Annotated in this window: 14 protein-coding genes; 8 read left to right on the plus strand and 6 right to left on the minus strand. The window is 66.5% G+C overall.

Going from position 1 to position 14996, the window contains the following annotated elements; genetic code table 11:
- Positions 1-200: hypothetical protein (locus P2Q66_RS16590; RefSeq protein WP_275729879.1), on the minus strand; the 200-nt coding region annotated here is incomplete at its 3' end.
- A gap of 255 nt (positions 201-455) precedes the next feature.
- Here P2Q66_RS16590 and P2Q66_RS16595 point away from each other — a divergent pair.
- Both P2Q66_RS16595 and P2Q66_RS16600 read left to right on the plus strand, forming a co-directional pair.
- Entirely contained in the window at positions 456-1619 is a 1164-nt protein-coding gene (locus P2Q66_RS16595; RefSeq protein ID WP_275729881.1) for a VIT1/CCC1 transporter family protein, read from the plus strand.
- Positions 1619-2584, plus strand: a complete 966-nt coding sequence (locus P2Q66_RS16600) for a matrixin family metalloprotease (RefSeq protein WP_275729882.1) — start codon at positions 1619-1621, stop codon at positions 2582-2584. The genes P2Q66_RS16595 and P2Q66_RS16600 overlap by 1 nt, the downstream gene beginning before the upstream one ends.
- A 48-nt stretch (positions 2585-2632) precedes the next feature.
- Here the strand turns inward: P2Q66_RS16600 and P2Q66_RS16605 are convergent, their stop codons facing one another.
- Together P2Q66_RS16605 and P2Q66_RS16610 are read right to left on the minus strand one after the other, a co-directional pair.
- Positions 2633-3766, minus strand: coding sequence for an LOG family protein (locus tag P2Q66_RS16605; RefSeq protein ID WP_275729920.1), 1134 nt, complete (start codon positions 3764-3766; stop codon positions 2633-2635).
- A 133-nt stretch (positions 3767-3899) separates the two neighbouring features.
- The gene (locus P2Q66_RS16610) at positions 3900-5318 is read right to left on the minus strand and encodes a sugar porter family MFS transporter (RefSeq protein ID WP_079597793.1); all 1419 of its coding nucleotides are present in this window, start codon (positions 5316-5318) and stop codon (positions 3900-3902) included.
- A 291-nt stretch (positions 5319-5609) separates the two neighbouring features.
- Between P2Q66_RS16610 and P2Q66_RS16615 the strand changes: the two genes are divergently transcribed.
- From P2Q66_RS16615 to P2Q66_RS16625, 3 genes are read left to right on the plus strand one after another with little or no spacing between them, the layout of a single operon-like run.
- Positions 5610-6350 (plus strand): GntR family transcriptional regulator, encoded by a 741-nt coding sequence (locus P2Q66_RS16615; RefSeq protein ID WP_079597794.1) that lies wholly within the window; start codon positions 5610-5612, stop codon positions 6348-6350.
- A gap of 18 nt (positions 6351-6368) precedes the next feature.
- On the plus strand, positions 6369-7262 hold the full coding sequence (gene iolB / locus P2Q66_RS16620; protein ID WP_275729885.1) for a 5-deoxy-glucuronate isomerase: 894 nt from the start codon (positions 6369-6371) through the stop codon (positions 7260-7262).
- Between the two features lie 33 nt (positions 7263-7295).
- Entirely contained in the window at positions 7296-8315 is a 1020-nt protein-coding gene (locus P2Q66_RS16625) for a LacI family DNA-binding transcriptional regulator (protein ID WP_275729887.1), read from the plus strand.
- 18 nt (positions 8316-8333) lie between these two features.
- Here the strand turns inward: P2Q66_RS16625 and lepB are convergent, their stop codons facing one another.
- Genes lepB through P2Q66_RS16640 form a run of 3 tightly spaced genes read right to left on the minus strand, consistent with a single transcriptional unit; the run spans position 8334 to position 11806 of the window.
- Positions 8334-8888 (minus strand): signal peptidase I, encoded by a 555-nt coding sequence (lepB, locus tag P2Q66_RS16630; protein WP_275729890.1) that lies wholly within the window; start codon positions 8886-8888, stop codon positions 8334-8336.
- A gap of 30 nt (positions 8889-8918) precedes the next feature.
- Positions 8919-10349, minus strand: coding sequence for an ATP-binding protein (locus P2Q66_RS16635; protein WP_275729892.1), 1431 nt, complete (start codon positions 10347-10349; stop codon positions 8919-8921).
- Between the two features lie 29 nt (positions 10350-10378).
- Positions 10379-11806: a BTAD domain-containing putative transcriptional regulator gene (locus P2Q66_RS16640; protein ID WP_275729895.1), complete on the minus strand. Its 1428-nt coding sequence runs from the start codon at positions 11804-11806 to the stop codon at positions 10379-10381.
- A 315-nt stretch (positions 11807-12121) separates the two neighbouring features.
- On the opposite strand from P2Q66_RS16640, the gene P2Q66_RS16645 reads away from it, so the two are divergent.
- The 3 genes from P2Q66_RS16645 (at position 12122) to P2Q66_RS16655 (ending at position 14924) form a co-directional block, all read left to right on the plus strand.
- On the plus strand, positions 12122-13636 hold the full coding sequence (locus tag P2Q66_RS16645) for a HAMP domain-containing sensor histidine kinase (RefSeq protein ID WP_275729897.1): 1515 nt from the start codon (positions 12122-12124) through the stop codon (positions 13634-13636).
- Positions 13633-14331, plus strand: coding sequence for a response regulator transcription factor (locus P2Q66_RS16650; protein ID WP_275729899.1), 699 nt, complete (start codon positions 13633-13635; stop codon positions 14329-14331). Before P2Q66_RS16645 ends, P2Q66_RS16650 begins: the two co-directional genes overlap by 4 nt.
- A gap of 77 nt (positions 14332-14408) precedes the next feature.
- The gene (locus P2Q66_RS16655; protein ID WP_079597801.1) at positions 14409-14924 is read left to right on the plus strand and encodes a hypothetical protein; all 516 of its coding nucleotides are present in this window, start codon (positions 14409-14411) and stop codon (positions 14922-14924) included.
- Positions 14925-14996 lie beyond the last annotated feature (72 nt).

Below are 14996 nucleotides of genomic sequence, written 5' to 3' on the forward strand. Positions count from 1 at the left end.
GGGTCCAGCGGGACCGGGCGGTCCTCCGCGTCGATGACTATCGGGGCGGGCTGTACCACCGGTTCCTCCTCGTCCAGGAATTCATCCTCGGTGTCCCAGTCGTCCTCATTTACCGGTGCATCCTCGGCGTAGTCGTAGGCGGGGTCCGCTTCGACGGCGTCCAGGTGCGGCATGTCCGGGTGCTGTCCGGTGGTGCTCATGATTCAACCTCCGTTTGTTCGCCTGACGTGCTCTTTCAGTGAGGGCGCCGGCTGCGCCACACTTTCATCACAACACCGCGCGGCAGGCGGGTCAATAGCAGATGCGGAGCCCTGCCGGTCGGGCTGCGGGGCCACCGGATTAAGGCAGACCGAAACCTTCCAGCGAGGTTTGCCAGCCAAAAAACCCCAGAAATTCGCAGTAAGCTGGGCACTGCAATGGGGCCGCTACATGCCCTATCCAGCCCAGGAGTTTCCGTGTCACAGCACGCCCAGCCCGACCATGCCCCATCGAATCCGGGCCCATCGAATCCGGCCCAGCCGAACCAGCCCCAGAGGCCCGCACCGTCCGCGGCAGACATCAAGCGGTGGCGCCAGTACCTTGCCGACGAGCGTGCGGAAGCCGCCGTCTACCGCGACCTGGCGCAGAACCGGCAGGGCGAGGAACGCGACATCCTCCTTGCCCTGGCGGAAGCCGAGGGACGGCACGAAGCGCACTGGCTGGCCCTGCTGGGAGAACAGGCGGGCAAGGCACGGCAGGCCTCGTTCCGCAGCCGGTTCCTTGGCTTCCTTGCACGGCACTTCGGCTCGGTGTTCGTACTGGCGCTTGCGCAACGGGCAGAAGGCCGCTCCCCCTATGCCAAGGACCCCAACGCCACAGCTGCGATGGCCGCCGACGAACAGATCCACGAGGAAGTAGTCCGCGGTTTGGCAACACGCGGCCGCAACCGCCTGGCCGGAACGTTCCGCGCCGCAGTCTTCGGTGCCAACGACGGCCTGGTCAGCAACCTGTCCCTGGTGATGGGCATGGCCGCTTCCGGCGTGGCCAGCACCGTGGTCCTGCTCAGCGGCATCGCGGGACTGTTGGCGGGTGCCATGTCCATGGGCGCCGGTGAATTCATTTCCGTCCGGTCCCAGCGGGAACTCCTGGCGGCCACCCGCCCCACGCAGATCACCCTGGCCGCGGCCCCGAAGCTGGACATCGAACACAACGAACTCCTCCTCGTCTACTTGGCCAGGGGCATGTCCCATGAGGCGGCCGAGCACCGGGTGGCAGAGCGCATGGGCCTGTTGTCCTGCGACTGTGATCCCAGCCTGTCCCTGCAGCCGGAGCTGCCGGAGGACGAAGACCAGCATGAAGCTGTCGGCACGGCATGGGGCGCGGCGCTGTCCAGCTTCTGCTTCTTCGCCTCGGGCGCGATCGTGCCCATCCTGCCGTTCCTCTTTGGCATGACCGGTGTGGCTGCCCTGGTGGTGGCCGGCGTCCTGGTGGGCATTGCCCTGCTGGCCACCGGCGGCATCGTGGGCCTGCTGTCCGGCACCTCGCCCCTGACCCGCGGCCTGCGCCAGCTCGCCATCGGGCTGGGAGCCGCCGCGGTGACCTACCTGCTGGGGCTGGTCTTCGGCACCGTGGTGGGTTAGTGGAAGAAGAGCGGCCCCCGCGCCACGCAGGCGACCGAGCCCGGCGGGAAGGCGCAGGCCCACGATTCAGGGTGGTCCTGGTCAGCGCCCTCTGCGTCGCCGGAGTGTTGGGCGGTGCGCTGGTGCTGGACGATCCCAGGGTAAAGCAGCTCCTGGATTTTCGAATTGGCCCGGGCAACGGGCAGCAACGGCAGCCGGGTGGCGACCCGGACCGTACAAAACAGGACAGCGTGGCACAGGACAGTGCTGCGCCGTCCGGTGAAGCCGGCACCCGGCCTGCGGCAGAGGCCAGCCTGGACACCCCTCCCCCGGGCTTCGAGGAGGAAGACGCTCCCCTCGGCACCCCTTCCCCGCCTGCCGCGGGCAGCGACTCGTACCGGTTCCTTGCGGTCAACGGTGACGGCAGTCCGGTGGGATATTCGCCCTGCCGGCCCCTCCACTACGTGGTGAACGCCGACCTCGCCCCGGCCGGTGCAGAGCGCCTGGTTCCGGCGGCCATTGCCACCATCTCGGCAGCAACAGGCATCAGGTTCATTGATGACGGCACCACCCGTGAACAGCCCTCGCCGCAACGGCAGCCCTACCAGCCGGACGCGTACGGCGAGCGCTGGGCACCGCTGCTCATTGCGTGGACCACGCCCGAGGTGGCACCGCAGCTGGAGGGAAAGGTGATCGGCACCGGCGGCAGCACCCATTTCAGTTACGACGACGGGCCCAAGACGTTCGTGACCGGCGGCCTGGACCTGGACGCGCCGCAGATGGCCAACGAGCTGCTGAACCCGGATGGCCATCTCTACGCCACCGCGGTAATCCTGCACGAGCTGAGCCATGTGGTGGGCCTTGACCATGTGGAAGACCCTACCCAGCTGATGTACCCGGAGATCGGCACCCCTGAGGGTCTGTCCGCGGGCGACCTCAACGGGTTGTTCGAGCTGAGCAAGGCCCAGTGCCGGAAAGACCTTTAGCCGAATAGACCTTCAGCCGTACAGACCTTTGGCCTGAAGGACCGCTGACTACCGGAGCAGGACCTTCACCGCTTCTTCCACGCTGTCCACCAGGAAGATCCGGTCCGCCATGGGCCGGCCCGCCGCCAGGCTGCGGAGCATGGGCCACGCGGGGTATTGGTGCTCCCAGTGGTGCCTGCCCACCAGGACCATGGGTGTGACCTTTTCCGGGGCTCCGTAGTAGTTTTCGCAGGCGTCCTGGAAAATTTCCTGGACAGTTCCGGCGGCTCCGGGCAGGAACACGATCCCTCCCTGGCAGAGCTCCAGCAGGATGGCTTCACGGATGGCGTTCGCGAAGTATTTGGCGATGTGGGTGGCAAAGCAGTTGGGCGGCTCATGGCCGTAGAACCAGGTGGGGATTCCCAGCGACGGCGTCCCGCCGGGAAAGCGTTCGACGACGGCCGCCGCCGCCCGCGCCCACGCCGACACCGAGGGACGGAAGCCGGGAACGGCCGCGAGCATGTCCAACGCAGCCTGCAGGCCGTCGTCGTCCGCCTGGCTCAGGTAGGCACCCACGTTCGCGGCCTCCATGGCGCCGGGCCCGCCGCCGGTGGCAACGGAATAGCCGTTTCTTGCCAGCAGCCTGCCAAGCATGGCCGCCTGCGCGTAGTCCGCCCTGCCACGCTGGGCGGCGTGCCCGCCCATCACTCCCACCATGGGCTGCCCTGACCAGGGGTGGGAATGGGTCAGCTCGTCCAGCGCGTCGCCGATGGCATGGTCGTGCAGGGCTGAGGCGAGGGTGGCGTCCACCCGGTGCCGCTGGCCCGGCTGGATGCTCCATTGATAGATCCGCGCGTCTGGCAGCTCCTCGTAGGGGGCGTCGGCGAGCCCGTCATAGAGTTCGCCGGGCGAGTAGAGCGTGGAGCGGTACGGGTTGAAGGGGACTCCCGTGAGCCGTGGAAAGATGAGCGCTCCGCGGTTGCGGAGGGCATCCTCCATTCCCTCGTCAAAGGTGCAGCCAAGGAAAATGGCGCCCTCCACATCGAGGCCGGCCAGGGCGGAAGCCCGGCCGCGGAGGTCCAGGGACTGCGCGTGCCAGCCCTGCAGGTGCACGGCACCGGCCGCCAGCATGCGGTCGAAGCTTTCCAGGTCTTCCACTTCCAGGCTGCGCGGACTGGGGCCAAGGTTTCCCGAAAGGTTCATGGCTGTTGCCGCCTTCTGCTGCTCATCCACCCAGCGTAGGCCACCGGCAAAAGCAACGCGGGGTCGGATCCGGCCCTCCGGAAGCTCCGGATTGGGCTGGATCTGACCCCGCGTTGCTCTCAGGGGTAGGTGATCAGGCAGGCAGCTTTGCGGGAACGGCGCCTTCGCGGAAGTGCGCTTCCAGGTCCTCGAGTGAGTGGCCCTTGGTTTCGGGAACGAACTTGATGACGAAGGCGAGCGACGCGACGTTGACCAGGACGAACAGGCCGAACGTGCCGGTGGACCCCAGCGCCTCGACGACGATCGGGAACAGGAACGAGATGGCGGCGTTGACGGTCCAGAGGGCGAACACCGCGATTCCCATGGCGAAGCCGCGGATGGCCAGCGGGAACATTTCGGAGAGGAGCAGCCAGACGCAGGTGCCGATGAAGCACTGGACGAAGGCGACGAACAGCATCATGGCGGCGAGGATGGTGTAGCTGGCAAGGTCGGACTGGGGCAGCAGGAAGACGATTGCCAGCAGCGCCTGCGAGCCCACCACGCCGGAGAAACCGATGACCAGCATCTTGCGGCGGCCAATGAAGCCCAGCAGCCAGATGCCCAGGATGGTCATCAGCACGGAGGTGACACCGACGCCGATGGTGGCAACCAGCGATGCGCTCACTCCCAGCCCGCTCTTTTCCAGGATGGTGGGGGCGTAGTAGTTCACCGTGTTGATGCCGGTGGCCTGCTGCACGGTTGCAAGGCCGATGCCGATCCACAGAAGCCGGCGCATCCAGGGGTTGTTGCGGAGGTCACGCCAGGCGTGGCCGCGCTCCTCCTTTGCCGTCCGGGCAGCCTCGGCGATCTCCTCGAATTCGGCGGCTGCTTCCTGCGGGCTGCGGCTAAGATTCAGGACACGGCGGCTGTCTTCCAGCCGGCCGCGGATGGCGTACCAGCGCGGGGACTCGGGCAACAGCAGCATGCCGGCGAGCAGCGCGAGCGCGGGCAGCGACGCGATGCCCAGCATGGTGCGCCAGACCTCGGTGTCGTGGATGAGGGCGTCGAGCAGGGCATTGATGGCAAAGGCCAGCATCTGGCCGGTCACGATCATGAGCTCGTTGATGGTGACCATGCGGCCACGCAGGTGGGCCGGCGCCATTTCCGCGAGGTACAGCGGACAGGTGACGGCCGCAGCTCCCACACCAAGGCCCAGCAGGATGCGGGCCGCGATCATGAACGGAACGTTCGGGGCGATGGCGCAGCCGATGGCCCCGAAAAGGAACAGCAGCGCGCAGACCAGCAGGGATCCGCGGCGGCCCAGCTTGTCCGCCATGCGGCCGCCGGTCAGGGCGCCCACTGCCGCGCCGGGAAAGAGCAGCGCGCTGACGACGGTGGCTTCCTCGACGGCGGTCATGTTCAGGGAGTCGTTCATGTACAGCAGGGCACCGGAGATGACGCCGGTGTCGTAGCCAAAGAGCAGGCCGCCGAGTGTGGAGATCACGGTCAAACGGGCCAGGTACCCGCGGCGTTGGCTGCCGGGGGCGTTCAGGGCTTGTTTCTGCAACTGCATTGTTGCCTCTCAGATTCTCTTGGGGACCGGGACGAACCGGCCTGAGATGTGATGCGTGACACTGACTTTAGAGCGCTCTAATCATTCGCGTCAAGGAAAAGTCCTAATGTCAGCACAAATAGATTTCCGGCCGATTCATGGCTTAGTGAAAGCATCAGCCTTGACCCGGCAGCACTGCCTGCTACGATCGAAGGCGCAAGTATGTCCTATCAAGAGAACATATAGTGGCAAAGCGGCCGCTTACGCCTCATCCGGCGGGCTGGAGCCGCAACCAAGAACAGGAACGAAAACGTGGCGAACAACCTGGGTCTCAGCATCGACCGTTCATCCCCCGTGCCCCTTTACCACCAGGTGGTGCAGGGCATCGAAGCCGCGATCTACAGCGGGGTCCTGGAGCCGGGCAGCCGTCTGGACAACGAGATCGACCTCGCGGCCCAGCTGAACCTGTCCCGTCCCACCATGCGCAAGGCTATGGACGAACTGGTCCGGTCCGGCCTGCTGGTGCGCAAACGCGGGGTGGGCACCCAGGTGGTCTCCAGCCAGGTGCGCCGTCCGCTGGAGCTGTCCAGCCTGTATGACGACCTCACCAACAACGGCAAGAAGCCCACCACTGACGTCCTGAGCTTCGCCCACTTGGAGGCGGACGAGGCCACCCTCGCCACACTCCAGCTCCCGGCGGGATCGAAGGTCTACCACTTCACCCGGCTGCGGAAGGTGGGCGGCAAGCCGCTGGCACTGATGGAGAACTGGGTGCGTGACGACATCGCGGACATGGACGAAGCCATGCTCGCCGCCGAAGGCCTCTACTCCATCCTCCGCCGCGGCGGCGTCAACTTCCGGCTGGCCACCCAGCGCATCGGCGCCATGACCGCCAACGAATATCAGGCGTCCATGCTGGAAGCCGCCGAGGGCTCAGCCCTGGTCACCATGGAGCGCACCGCCGTCGATGACACCGGCCGGCGCGTGGAGACGGGCCACCACGTCTACCGCGCCGATTCCTACAGCTTTGAAATGACACTCGTACAGCGCTAACCGCAAGGAGCACACTCCATGACCAACTGGGTCTACCCGCTGGGCACCGCCAGTGACGGCAAATGGGACGTCTCGATCGGAACCTCCGACTCCTCCCTCATCGTGGAGGGGTGGGCACACACGGGACTGAAGGTGGCCACCCTGGCCGCAGGGGCCGACGTCGTACTTCCCGCTGCCGCTGAGGAACGCATCGTGGTGCCGCTCAACGGATCCTTCACCGTAACGGTGGACGGGGACCCCTATGAGCTGCACGGCCGCGCCACCGTTTTCTCCGGTCCCAGCGACGTCCTGTACTCGGGCACCGGACGGACGGTCACCATCAGCTCGTCCGACGGCGGCCGGGTTGCCGTCGCCACGGCGCCAGCCAACGCGTCCTATCCCACCCGCCTCATCACCGCAGCGGAGACGCCGGTGGAGCTGCGCGGGGCCGGCAACTGCTCCCGCCAGGTCCACAACTTCGGCACTCCCGCCGCCCTGGAAGCCGACCGGTTCATCGTCTGCGAGGTCCTCACCCCCGCCGGGAACTGGTCCTCGTACCCCCCGCACAAGCACGACGAGGAGAAGGACGGCGAGACGCATCTCGAGGAGATCTACTACTTCGAGACCCAGGTGGCAGCCGGTTCCCTGGCGCCCGCCGACGCTGACGCCATCGGCTACCAGCGCGTCTACGCCTCCGACGAACGCCCCATCGACGTTTCAGCCGAAGTCCGCACCGGCGACGTGGTCCTGGTCCCCTACGGCTGGCACGGCCCCGCGATGGCAGCCCCCGGTTACGACCTGTACTACCTCAACGTCATGGCCGGCCCCGGCCCGGTCCGCGAGTGGCTGATCAGCGACGACCCGCACCACGGCTGGGTACGCCAGGGCTGGGACGGCCAGGACATCGACCCGAGGCTGCCCTTCGGCGCGTAGCCGCCCTTTCCGCAAATGGCATAGTGGAGTCTTGTGAAGCAGACTTCCCCCGCCCAGCGGTCAGTGACCATGGAGGACGTGGCCCGCGAGGCCGGGGTAAGCCGTGCGCTGGTGTCACTGGTGATGCGCAATTCCCCCAAGGTGTCGCCTGCCAGGCGCACGGCGGTGCTCGAGAGCGCCGCCGCTCTGGGCTACTCCCCCAACAGGCTGGCCAGCCGCCTTGCCAGCCACCGCACCAGGACGCTGGGCGTCCTGTTCCTGGACCTGCACAACTCCGTCTTCGCGGACATCTATGACGGCATCACCGAAGGGACCGCCGGCAGCGGCAACCAGGTGATGGTCGCCGTCGGCTCCGCCGACCCGGGGACGGAGCTGGAGGCGGTCCGCTCGTTTGTGGACCTGCGGGTGGACGGCGTCATCCTGGCCGGCTACACCGGTTCAGCCGAGGAGCTGGCCGCCGCACTGCGCGGGACGCCGGCGGTGGTGATCACCCGGGAGTTGGAGATCGACGGCGTGGATTCCGTCCTGTGCGACGACTTCCGGTCCGGAGCGCTTGCGGTGGAGCACCTCCACGGACTGGGGCACCGGCGGATTGCGCACGTGGACATCTCGGACTGGCTTCCGTACACGGCCCGCAGGGAAGGTTACCTGCATGCCATGGAGAAGCTTGGCCTGGAGCCGATGCTGGTGCACAGCGACATGACCGAGCGCGGCGGCCGGGCCGTGATGGAAAAGTTCCTGGCCTCGGGCGCCGAGGTGCCCACGGCCATCTTTGCACACAACGACCTGACGGCCATCGGCATCATGGAAGCCCTGGCCTCCCACGGTCTCTCGGTCCCCCATGACGTTGCCGTGGTGGGCTGCGACAACATCGAAGTGGCGGCCTCACCACTGATCGGGCTGACGTCCATCGACCAGCATGCCCGCGAGCTGGGACAGCTGGCCGCGCAGGTCATGCTGGAGCGGATCGCGGGTACGGCCGGCCCGGCGATGACCCGCAAGCTGGACCCCGTCCTCCTGGTCCGGCGTTCCTCGGACCCGGCCACCGGGTAGCACCCACTCCCCCGGTTCCTACTTCTGGCCGGTCAGCAGGGTGCCGCGGACCGCGGACAAAGGCACGGCGCCGAAGTCCCTGGAATCGATCGATACTCCCCGGTTGTCCCCCAGCACAAAAACGCTTCCTGCCGGGACTGTCTCGGGGCCGAAGTAGGTGGCGTCGATGCGGCTGTGGTCGATGAAGGGCTCCGGGACGGCGACGTCGTCCACATACAGTTCCGAGTCGCGGATAGCCACAGTCTGCCCTTCAAGGCCAATGACCCGCTTGATGGCCGTGCGCCCGTCGACGGGACTGGTGAAAGCCACCACCACCCCGCTACGGATCAGACCCGCACCCGGCTTATACAGGAGCACCACCGACCCCATGGGGATGGTCGGCTCCATGCTGTCCGACGAGACAGTGAACGGTTCCAGGAGCCACGCCCTGACGGCGAGGATCACCAGGGCCGGAATCACAACCAACGCGATGAGGCGGGGCCAATGTCTCCCTGCTGGCCCCGGCGTCGTGCCCGTCAGCCGGTGCCGGGGGGCGCGCCGCCGGCCGCTGTCGTCCATAAGCGCGGTTTTCAATCCTCTTCGCCGTCCAGTCGCATCTGGCAGCTACCTCAGGGCGCCGCGTTCGGGCAGGGACCTCAGCGGCACATGCTGTGGCAAGGAGTCCTCGCTTGGGGACGCAGCGGGATGCCGGCTGGCCCAGCGGACGGACGGCGCGGCAACCCCGAACGTTGCGGTGACAGAGGTTCCTGCGCCCGGTGTCGAGAGGACTTCAAGGGTTCCGCCCGCCTGCCGGATCGTGTCCCCCAGGATCCTCAGGCCAAAGTGGCCTTCCGGGCGGGGCTGGCTTGTATCGAAGCCGCGGCCATCATCTGAAACCGTGATCTGGGTGCGCTGGCCGGCATGGCGGATCCGGAGTGCCACCGATTGGGCCGCGGAATGCTTCGTGGCGTTCACCAGGGCTTCCCGCGCCACACGATAGACCAGGACGGCCCGGTCCCGGTCCAGCACAAGCTTGTCCGGGATCTCCATGGTCAAGGCAATGCCGCGCTCCACCAGGGGTGTCTCCAGCCGCAGGAGGGAAGCCTTCAGCCCAAGCTCTTCGAGGTCTGGAGGATAGAGCTCACTGGTCATGGCGCGCAGGCTGCGGATGTTGTTCTGCAGCATCGTCCTGGCTTTGGAGAAAACCGTTTGAAGTTCGGGCGGACCGTAGCGCTCCTCCGATTCCAAAGCGTACGCCAGCCCCGACAAGTCCTGGATCACTTCATCATGGAGTTCACTGGCGATCTGCCGGCGCTCCTGGTCAGACGCTTCAATCGCGCAGCGCAGCAGCGCATTGCGCGTCACCTGATCGAGCTGGATCCGCCGGGCCAGGCGGATGGCGGGAATCAGTTGCGTCAGCTGCAGGACGGCCAGGGACAGCAGCATCGGTGGAATCATGCCCATCAGCACTGCCCGCTGTTCGCCGCGCACCGCCACACCTGACGAGTATGTTTCAAAGATCATCGGGGCGCCGCTCGCGGAAGAAGAGCGGGCGTAGACCTCCACGAGTTCGCCGGAATCAGCCTCGTACTCGTTCTCTTCCCCGGTCTGGGATTCCAAGGTAGCGGTCGCCGGCCCGCCCTCAAGGAGGAGGCGCGCCCATTCCTCCTGTTCAAAATCCTGCCCGATGAGCGACTTCACGTCCGAATAGACCACCCGGCCGTGCTCGTCCCACACTTTGATCCTGGTTACGCCGCCGTTGGCCAGCCATGGCGCCAACCGCTCGTCGAGTAATTCCAGCGCGGCGGGATCGCGGGCCAGGAGTTGGTCGGTTAGCAGCGGCCCCACCACGTTATCGGCCAGGCGCTGCGTGAAGTCCCTTGCGTTGGCAAGGGCGTGCCGTTCCGCTTCAGCCCAGATCCAGAACGCGACGGGGGTGGCAACCAGGACGAGGGCCACGAACCCCGCGGTGAGGAACCGTGTAACAGCTGACCGGACCTCACGACGCTCGTCTACTCCAGGGGCCTTGTTCATGCTGTGGGAGGCCGCTTCCACGTGGTGTACGCGCACTGTAGGTGGCCTAACTACATGCCCGCAGGTTCCGGAAGGGATCCGGCAGCGCCGCCCAGTCCCGCCACCAGGGCCGGGTGGACGATCATGTTGCCGGGGTGGGCGTGCCGCAGGGTGTCCAGCATGACTCCCAGGGCTCCGTCTTTGGGGAGGAACCCGCAAATACCCATCGAGGCAGCCTCACGCAGCGCGTCCTGCGAGGGGTTGCCGGTGAGCATCACGATCCGGGCTTCCGAGGCTTCCGACAGGATGTGTTCGGCGGCCTTGAGGCCGGAGCCGTCCGTCAGGTAAAGGTCCATAATGACGACGTCGGGCTGCAGCTCGCGGAACATGGTCACCGCGGATTCCACCGACTTCGCCGCCCCCACACTTTTCAGGTCCGGTTCCCGGTCCAGTGCCCCGGCCAGCAGGTCCGAAAAGGTGGTGTGGTCATCAACGATCAGGATCCGCAGCCGTTCGGTTTCCTGCTTGGTCAGCTGCGGTGCAGCGTCGCGGCTTTCGGCCACCACGCGGATGGAGGGACGGGCTTCTGCTGGCCCCTGGGCGGCTGCGGTGCTGGTCAGGAGCCTGGCGTGTGCCTCCTTCAGCACCGGACTGGGCGCGCAGCCCAGTTCTTCGTCCATTACCCGGCGGCAGCGGTCGTATGCCCGCAGCGCCTCGGTTTTTTCGCCGTTGCGCTCCAGCCCCAGAATCAGGGCGGTCCAGGCCCGTTCGTTCAGGGGGTCTTCCTTGGCCGCCGCGCCGCCCCACGTTATCGCTTTGGCCACGTCCCCCACGGCCAGGGCGGTCTCGGCAGCCTGGACCCGGGCCAGGCTGACCCGGGCTGCGTGCAGGGCCCGTTCCTCCTCGGCCCAGGCCGGCAGCAGCTCATCCCCCAGCAGCGGGGCCGAAGCGATCTCGAGTGCTTCGGTGAGCAGTGCCAGCGCTGCCGGCGCATCGGCCTGGCTGGCCTGCTTGGTCAGTGTGTCGAACCGGTTCAGGTCCAGGTCCACCAGCGACCTGTCGATCGCGTAGCCGCCGGTGACCGTCCGCAGCGGACCGCTCCTGCCGGTACCCGGCTGCAAATGCCGCCGCAGGACACTGACATAGCTTTCCAGGGTGGGCAACGCCACCGACGGATGATTGTCACCCCACAGCAGGTCCATGATGCGGGTCTTGGACACCGCCGAGCCGAAGTTCAACAACAGGATCTCCAGCACCTGCCGGGGCTTGGGCCCGCCAAGGTCGTTCGAGCCCAGCTCCGTATTCCCGCGGCGGATCGTCAACGGGCCAAAAACCGAAATCGTCAGCACCGGTGCCTGCGGCAACACTTCGGCAATCAGCCCCGGACCGCCGTTCTTCTTCGCCATCTCCAATGTAGCCACGATGGTGCCCCCCAAGTAGTTGAGTACTGCCTGCGTCCCATTGAACTGACGGGTCAGCAGGCGAACAACAGTGCTCATTACTCGCTTCTTCACGTGTGCTTTCCTTCCAGGTACTTAGTACCTGGGGGCAGGTACTCGGAATCCATCCGGCGGAAGCCCGGCAGATGTGCGGGGATAAAAGCCGCCTCTTGACGCGTTTGTGCTGGTCAACACGCTGATTCATTTTCGGGTTCAAATGTTGGGAAAAACCTAGGTAGTCCTGGGCGGAGCCAGCCCGCCGCCGCCAAAGAATTCCCCAAGCCGGCCAGCCTACGGTGGCAGAAAACCGCTGCTGGGCGGTTTGCAACGGGCAGCTGCCGTGGTGCAGCCGTCCGGCAAAGGATGGGGAACACGATGAAACTGCGTACCGGAACCGCGAAGGTGGCCACCATCCGGGTGGGCCGGGGTTGGCACGTGGTACGGGCGGGACTGCGAACAGTCCGGTTCCGTGTCCTGGCCACGGTCCTTGGGTTCCTGGCGGCGGGGCTGCTGGCCGCCGGCATCACCACCCTCACCCTTGACCTGGGCAACCTTAACAACCGGGTCAATGAGGACCTCCTCCTGCAATCCGGGCGGCTGCACGACATCGTGGAGCAGGGCGTTCCGGGTGGAGGGCCGTATACCTCCCTGGATGAGCTGTTCACGGTGTTCCTCCAGGGTGACGCTCCCGGCAGGTACGAATCGGTGATGGCCACCGTGATCGGCGGCAACACTTTCCTGCCAGCCGCCGGGCAACCCGGCACCCTGAATGCTTCCCAAGTGCTGGATGCAGCACGCGCCGCGCACGTTGGAGGCCGCACCGTCTTCCATGATGTGACTCTGGACGGCCGGACGGTGCGCCTGGCCATCACGTCCGTATCCCTGGAACGCGGAGCCCCCGGCGGGCTCCTGGTGGCAGCGAACGAAATTGGCCGCCAGCGCGAGCAGATGATGGCGTCGTTTGGCACCTTCGGCGTGGCTTCGCTGGGTACGCTGCTGCTGGCGGGAGCGGTAGGTTTCACCGTCACGGGCCGGCTGTTTGTTCCGGTCCGCCGCCTGCGCCAGGCCACGGAATCCATTACGTTCGAGGACCTGAGCAGCCGCGTCCTTGTGCCGCCCGGTGACGACGACGTCTCACAGCTGGCAACGGACTTCAACCGCATGCTGGACAGGCTGGAGGCGGGCATCGCGGACCAGCGCCAATTTGTGGATGACGCCAGCCATGAGCTCCGGACTCCCCTGACCATCATCGGCGGCCATCTTCAACTGCTGCAGGCGGAAGACCCCCGGGACGTCCGTGAGACCCAGGCGTTGCTCCTGGAGGAACTGGACCGGATGCAGTCCCTGGTGGACGAGCTCCTGCTGCTGGCCAGGAGCGGCCGGCCCGACTTTGTCCGGCTGGAGTGGGTCGACGCCGATTCCTTCCTTGTGGCGGCCATGGACAGGATCAAGGTCCTGGCGGACCGGCGGTGGCAGATCGACACCATGCCGGGCGGACGGTTCCGCGCGGACCGCAACCGCCTCACCCAGGCGGTGGAGCAGCTGGCGGCTAATGCAGTGCAGTCCACCCGGTGGCATGACGTGATATCCCTCGGCGCCGCCTGGGTTGCGGCGCCGGACGGCACTGTGCCGCCTGCACCTTCCGCACTTTCCGGGGCCGGCTTCGAAATCTGGGTGGCGGACTCGGGATGCGGCATCAGCGCTGCCGACCAGGAACGGATCTTTGACCGTTTCGCCCGGGCCGGGGTATCGCGTGGCACGGAAGGATCCGGCCTGGGGCTGCCGATCGTCAAGGCCATCGCCGAAGCCCACAGCGGGTCACTGCGGGTGATCTCGCAGGTCAATGAAGGCAGCACATTCGTACTCTCCCTGCCCGGAGGAACCCCATGACCCGAATACTGATCGCCGACGACGAACCACGGATCGTGAGCTTCATCGCCAAGGGCCTCACGGCTGCCGGGTACATCACCTCCTCGGCGGAGGACGGCATCCGGGCGCTGGACTACGCCAGTTCCGGCGAGTTCGACCTGCTCATCCTGGATATCGCTATGCCGCGGATGGACGGCTTTGCGGTGCTTACCGCGCTGCGCGCTATGCGCTGCACGGTTCCGGTGATCGTCCTGACCGCCAAGGATTCCGTCCAGGACACCGTGGCAGCGCTCGACGGCGGCGCGGACGACTACATGAGCAAACCGTTCCGCTTCGAGGAGCTGCTCTCGAGGATCCGCCTGCGGCTGCGCCACACGGCGGGCTTTCCGGCCCCACCGGCCCCCACAAGCGGGGACCTCAGCCTGGACGTCGACCTTCGCAGCGCAACTGTCCGTGGCAGGACGGTGCCGTTGTCCGCCCGGGAGTTCGCGATGGCCCGGGTGTTCGTGGAAAACGAAGGCAAGGTGCTGACCAGGGAACAGCTGCTGAGCCGGGTGTGGGGCTACGACTTTGACGGGTCCTCCAACGTGGTGGATGTCTACGTGGGGTACCTGCGCAACAAGCTCGGCCCCCAAAGAATTTTGGCAGTCCGCGGCGCCGGGTACCGGTTCGTGGCCGTCCAGAATGCCCCATCCCCTGCCCGTTCCGGCGGATGAGAGGTCTCTCATAAAAGTCTCATCCCCCTCTCACCGTGGGCCGGCAGGGTGGGAACACAACAAGGAAAGGCGAACCGATGAAAAAGTTTTGGTACCTCCCCATCGCAGCAGTGGCAGGTGCGGCGAGTCTTACGGTGTGGGCACAGGCCAATGCGGGCCCGCCACCTGCAGTCTCTCCCGGAGTGGTGGTGGCCGACGTGCAGTCCGGCAGCGGCACCGCCAAACCTGGGGAACAGCCGGCCCTGCTTGCCACTCCGACGCCCACGCCCACTTCCACGCCCAGCATCACCGCGATACCTGACCATACGGCCCCGGAGACACAACGCATCCAGGTTGAACTGCAGACGTATCCCCCGCTGCAACCGACCCACAGCCCCACCCACAGCGTGGGCGATGACAAGGGCGGACTGAGGCCGGACGGGGTTTCCGACGATGGCCCCCTGCACGATGTGGGTGACGACAAGGGCGGGCTCAGGCCGGACGGGGTTTCCGACGACGGCCCCCTGCACGACCTGGGCGACGACAAAGGCGGGCTCAGGGACGACAGCGAGTCAGACGACGGCCCGGGCGACGACAAAGGCGGTGACCGGTAGACCTTGGGATGGCACCAAGCTTTTCCCTAGAACATCCCTGCACCATGACCTTGTTCAGCCGACTCGACTGGG

This window comes from Arthrobacter sp. Cr_A7 (assembly GCF_029222765.1).
In the GTDB taxonomy this organism is placed as follows: Bacteria; Actinomycetota; Actinomycetes; order Actinomycetales; family Micrococcaceae; genus Arthrobacter.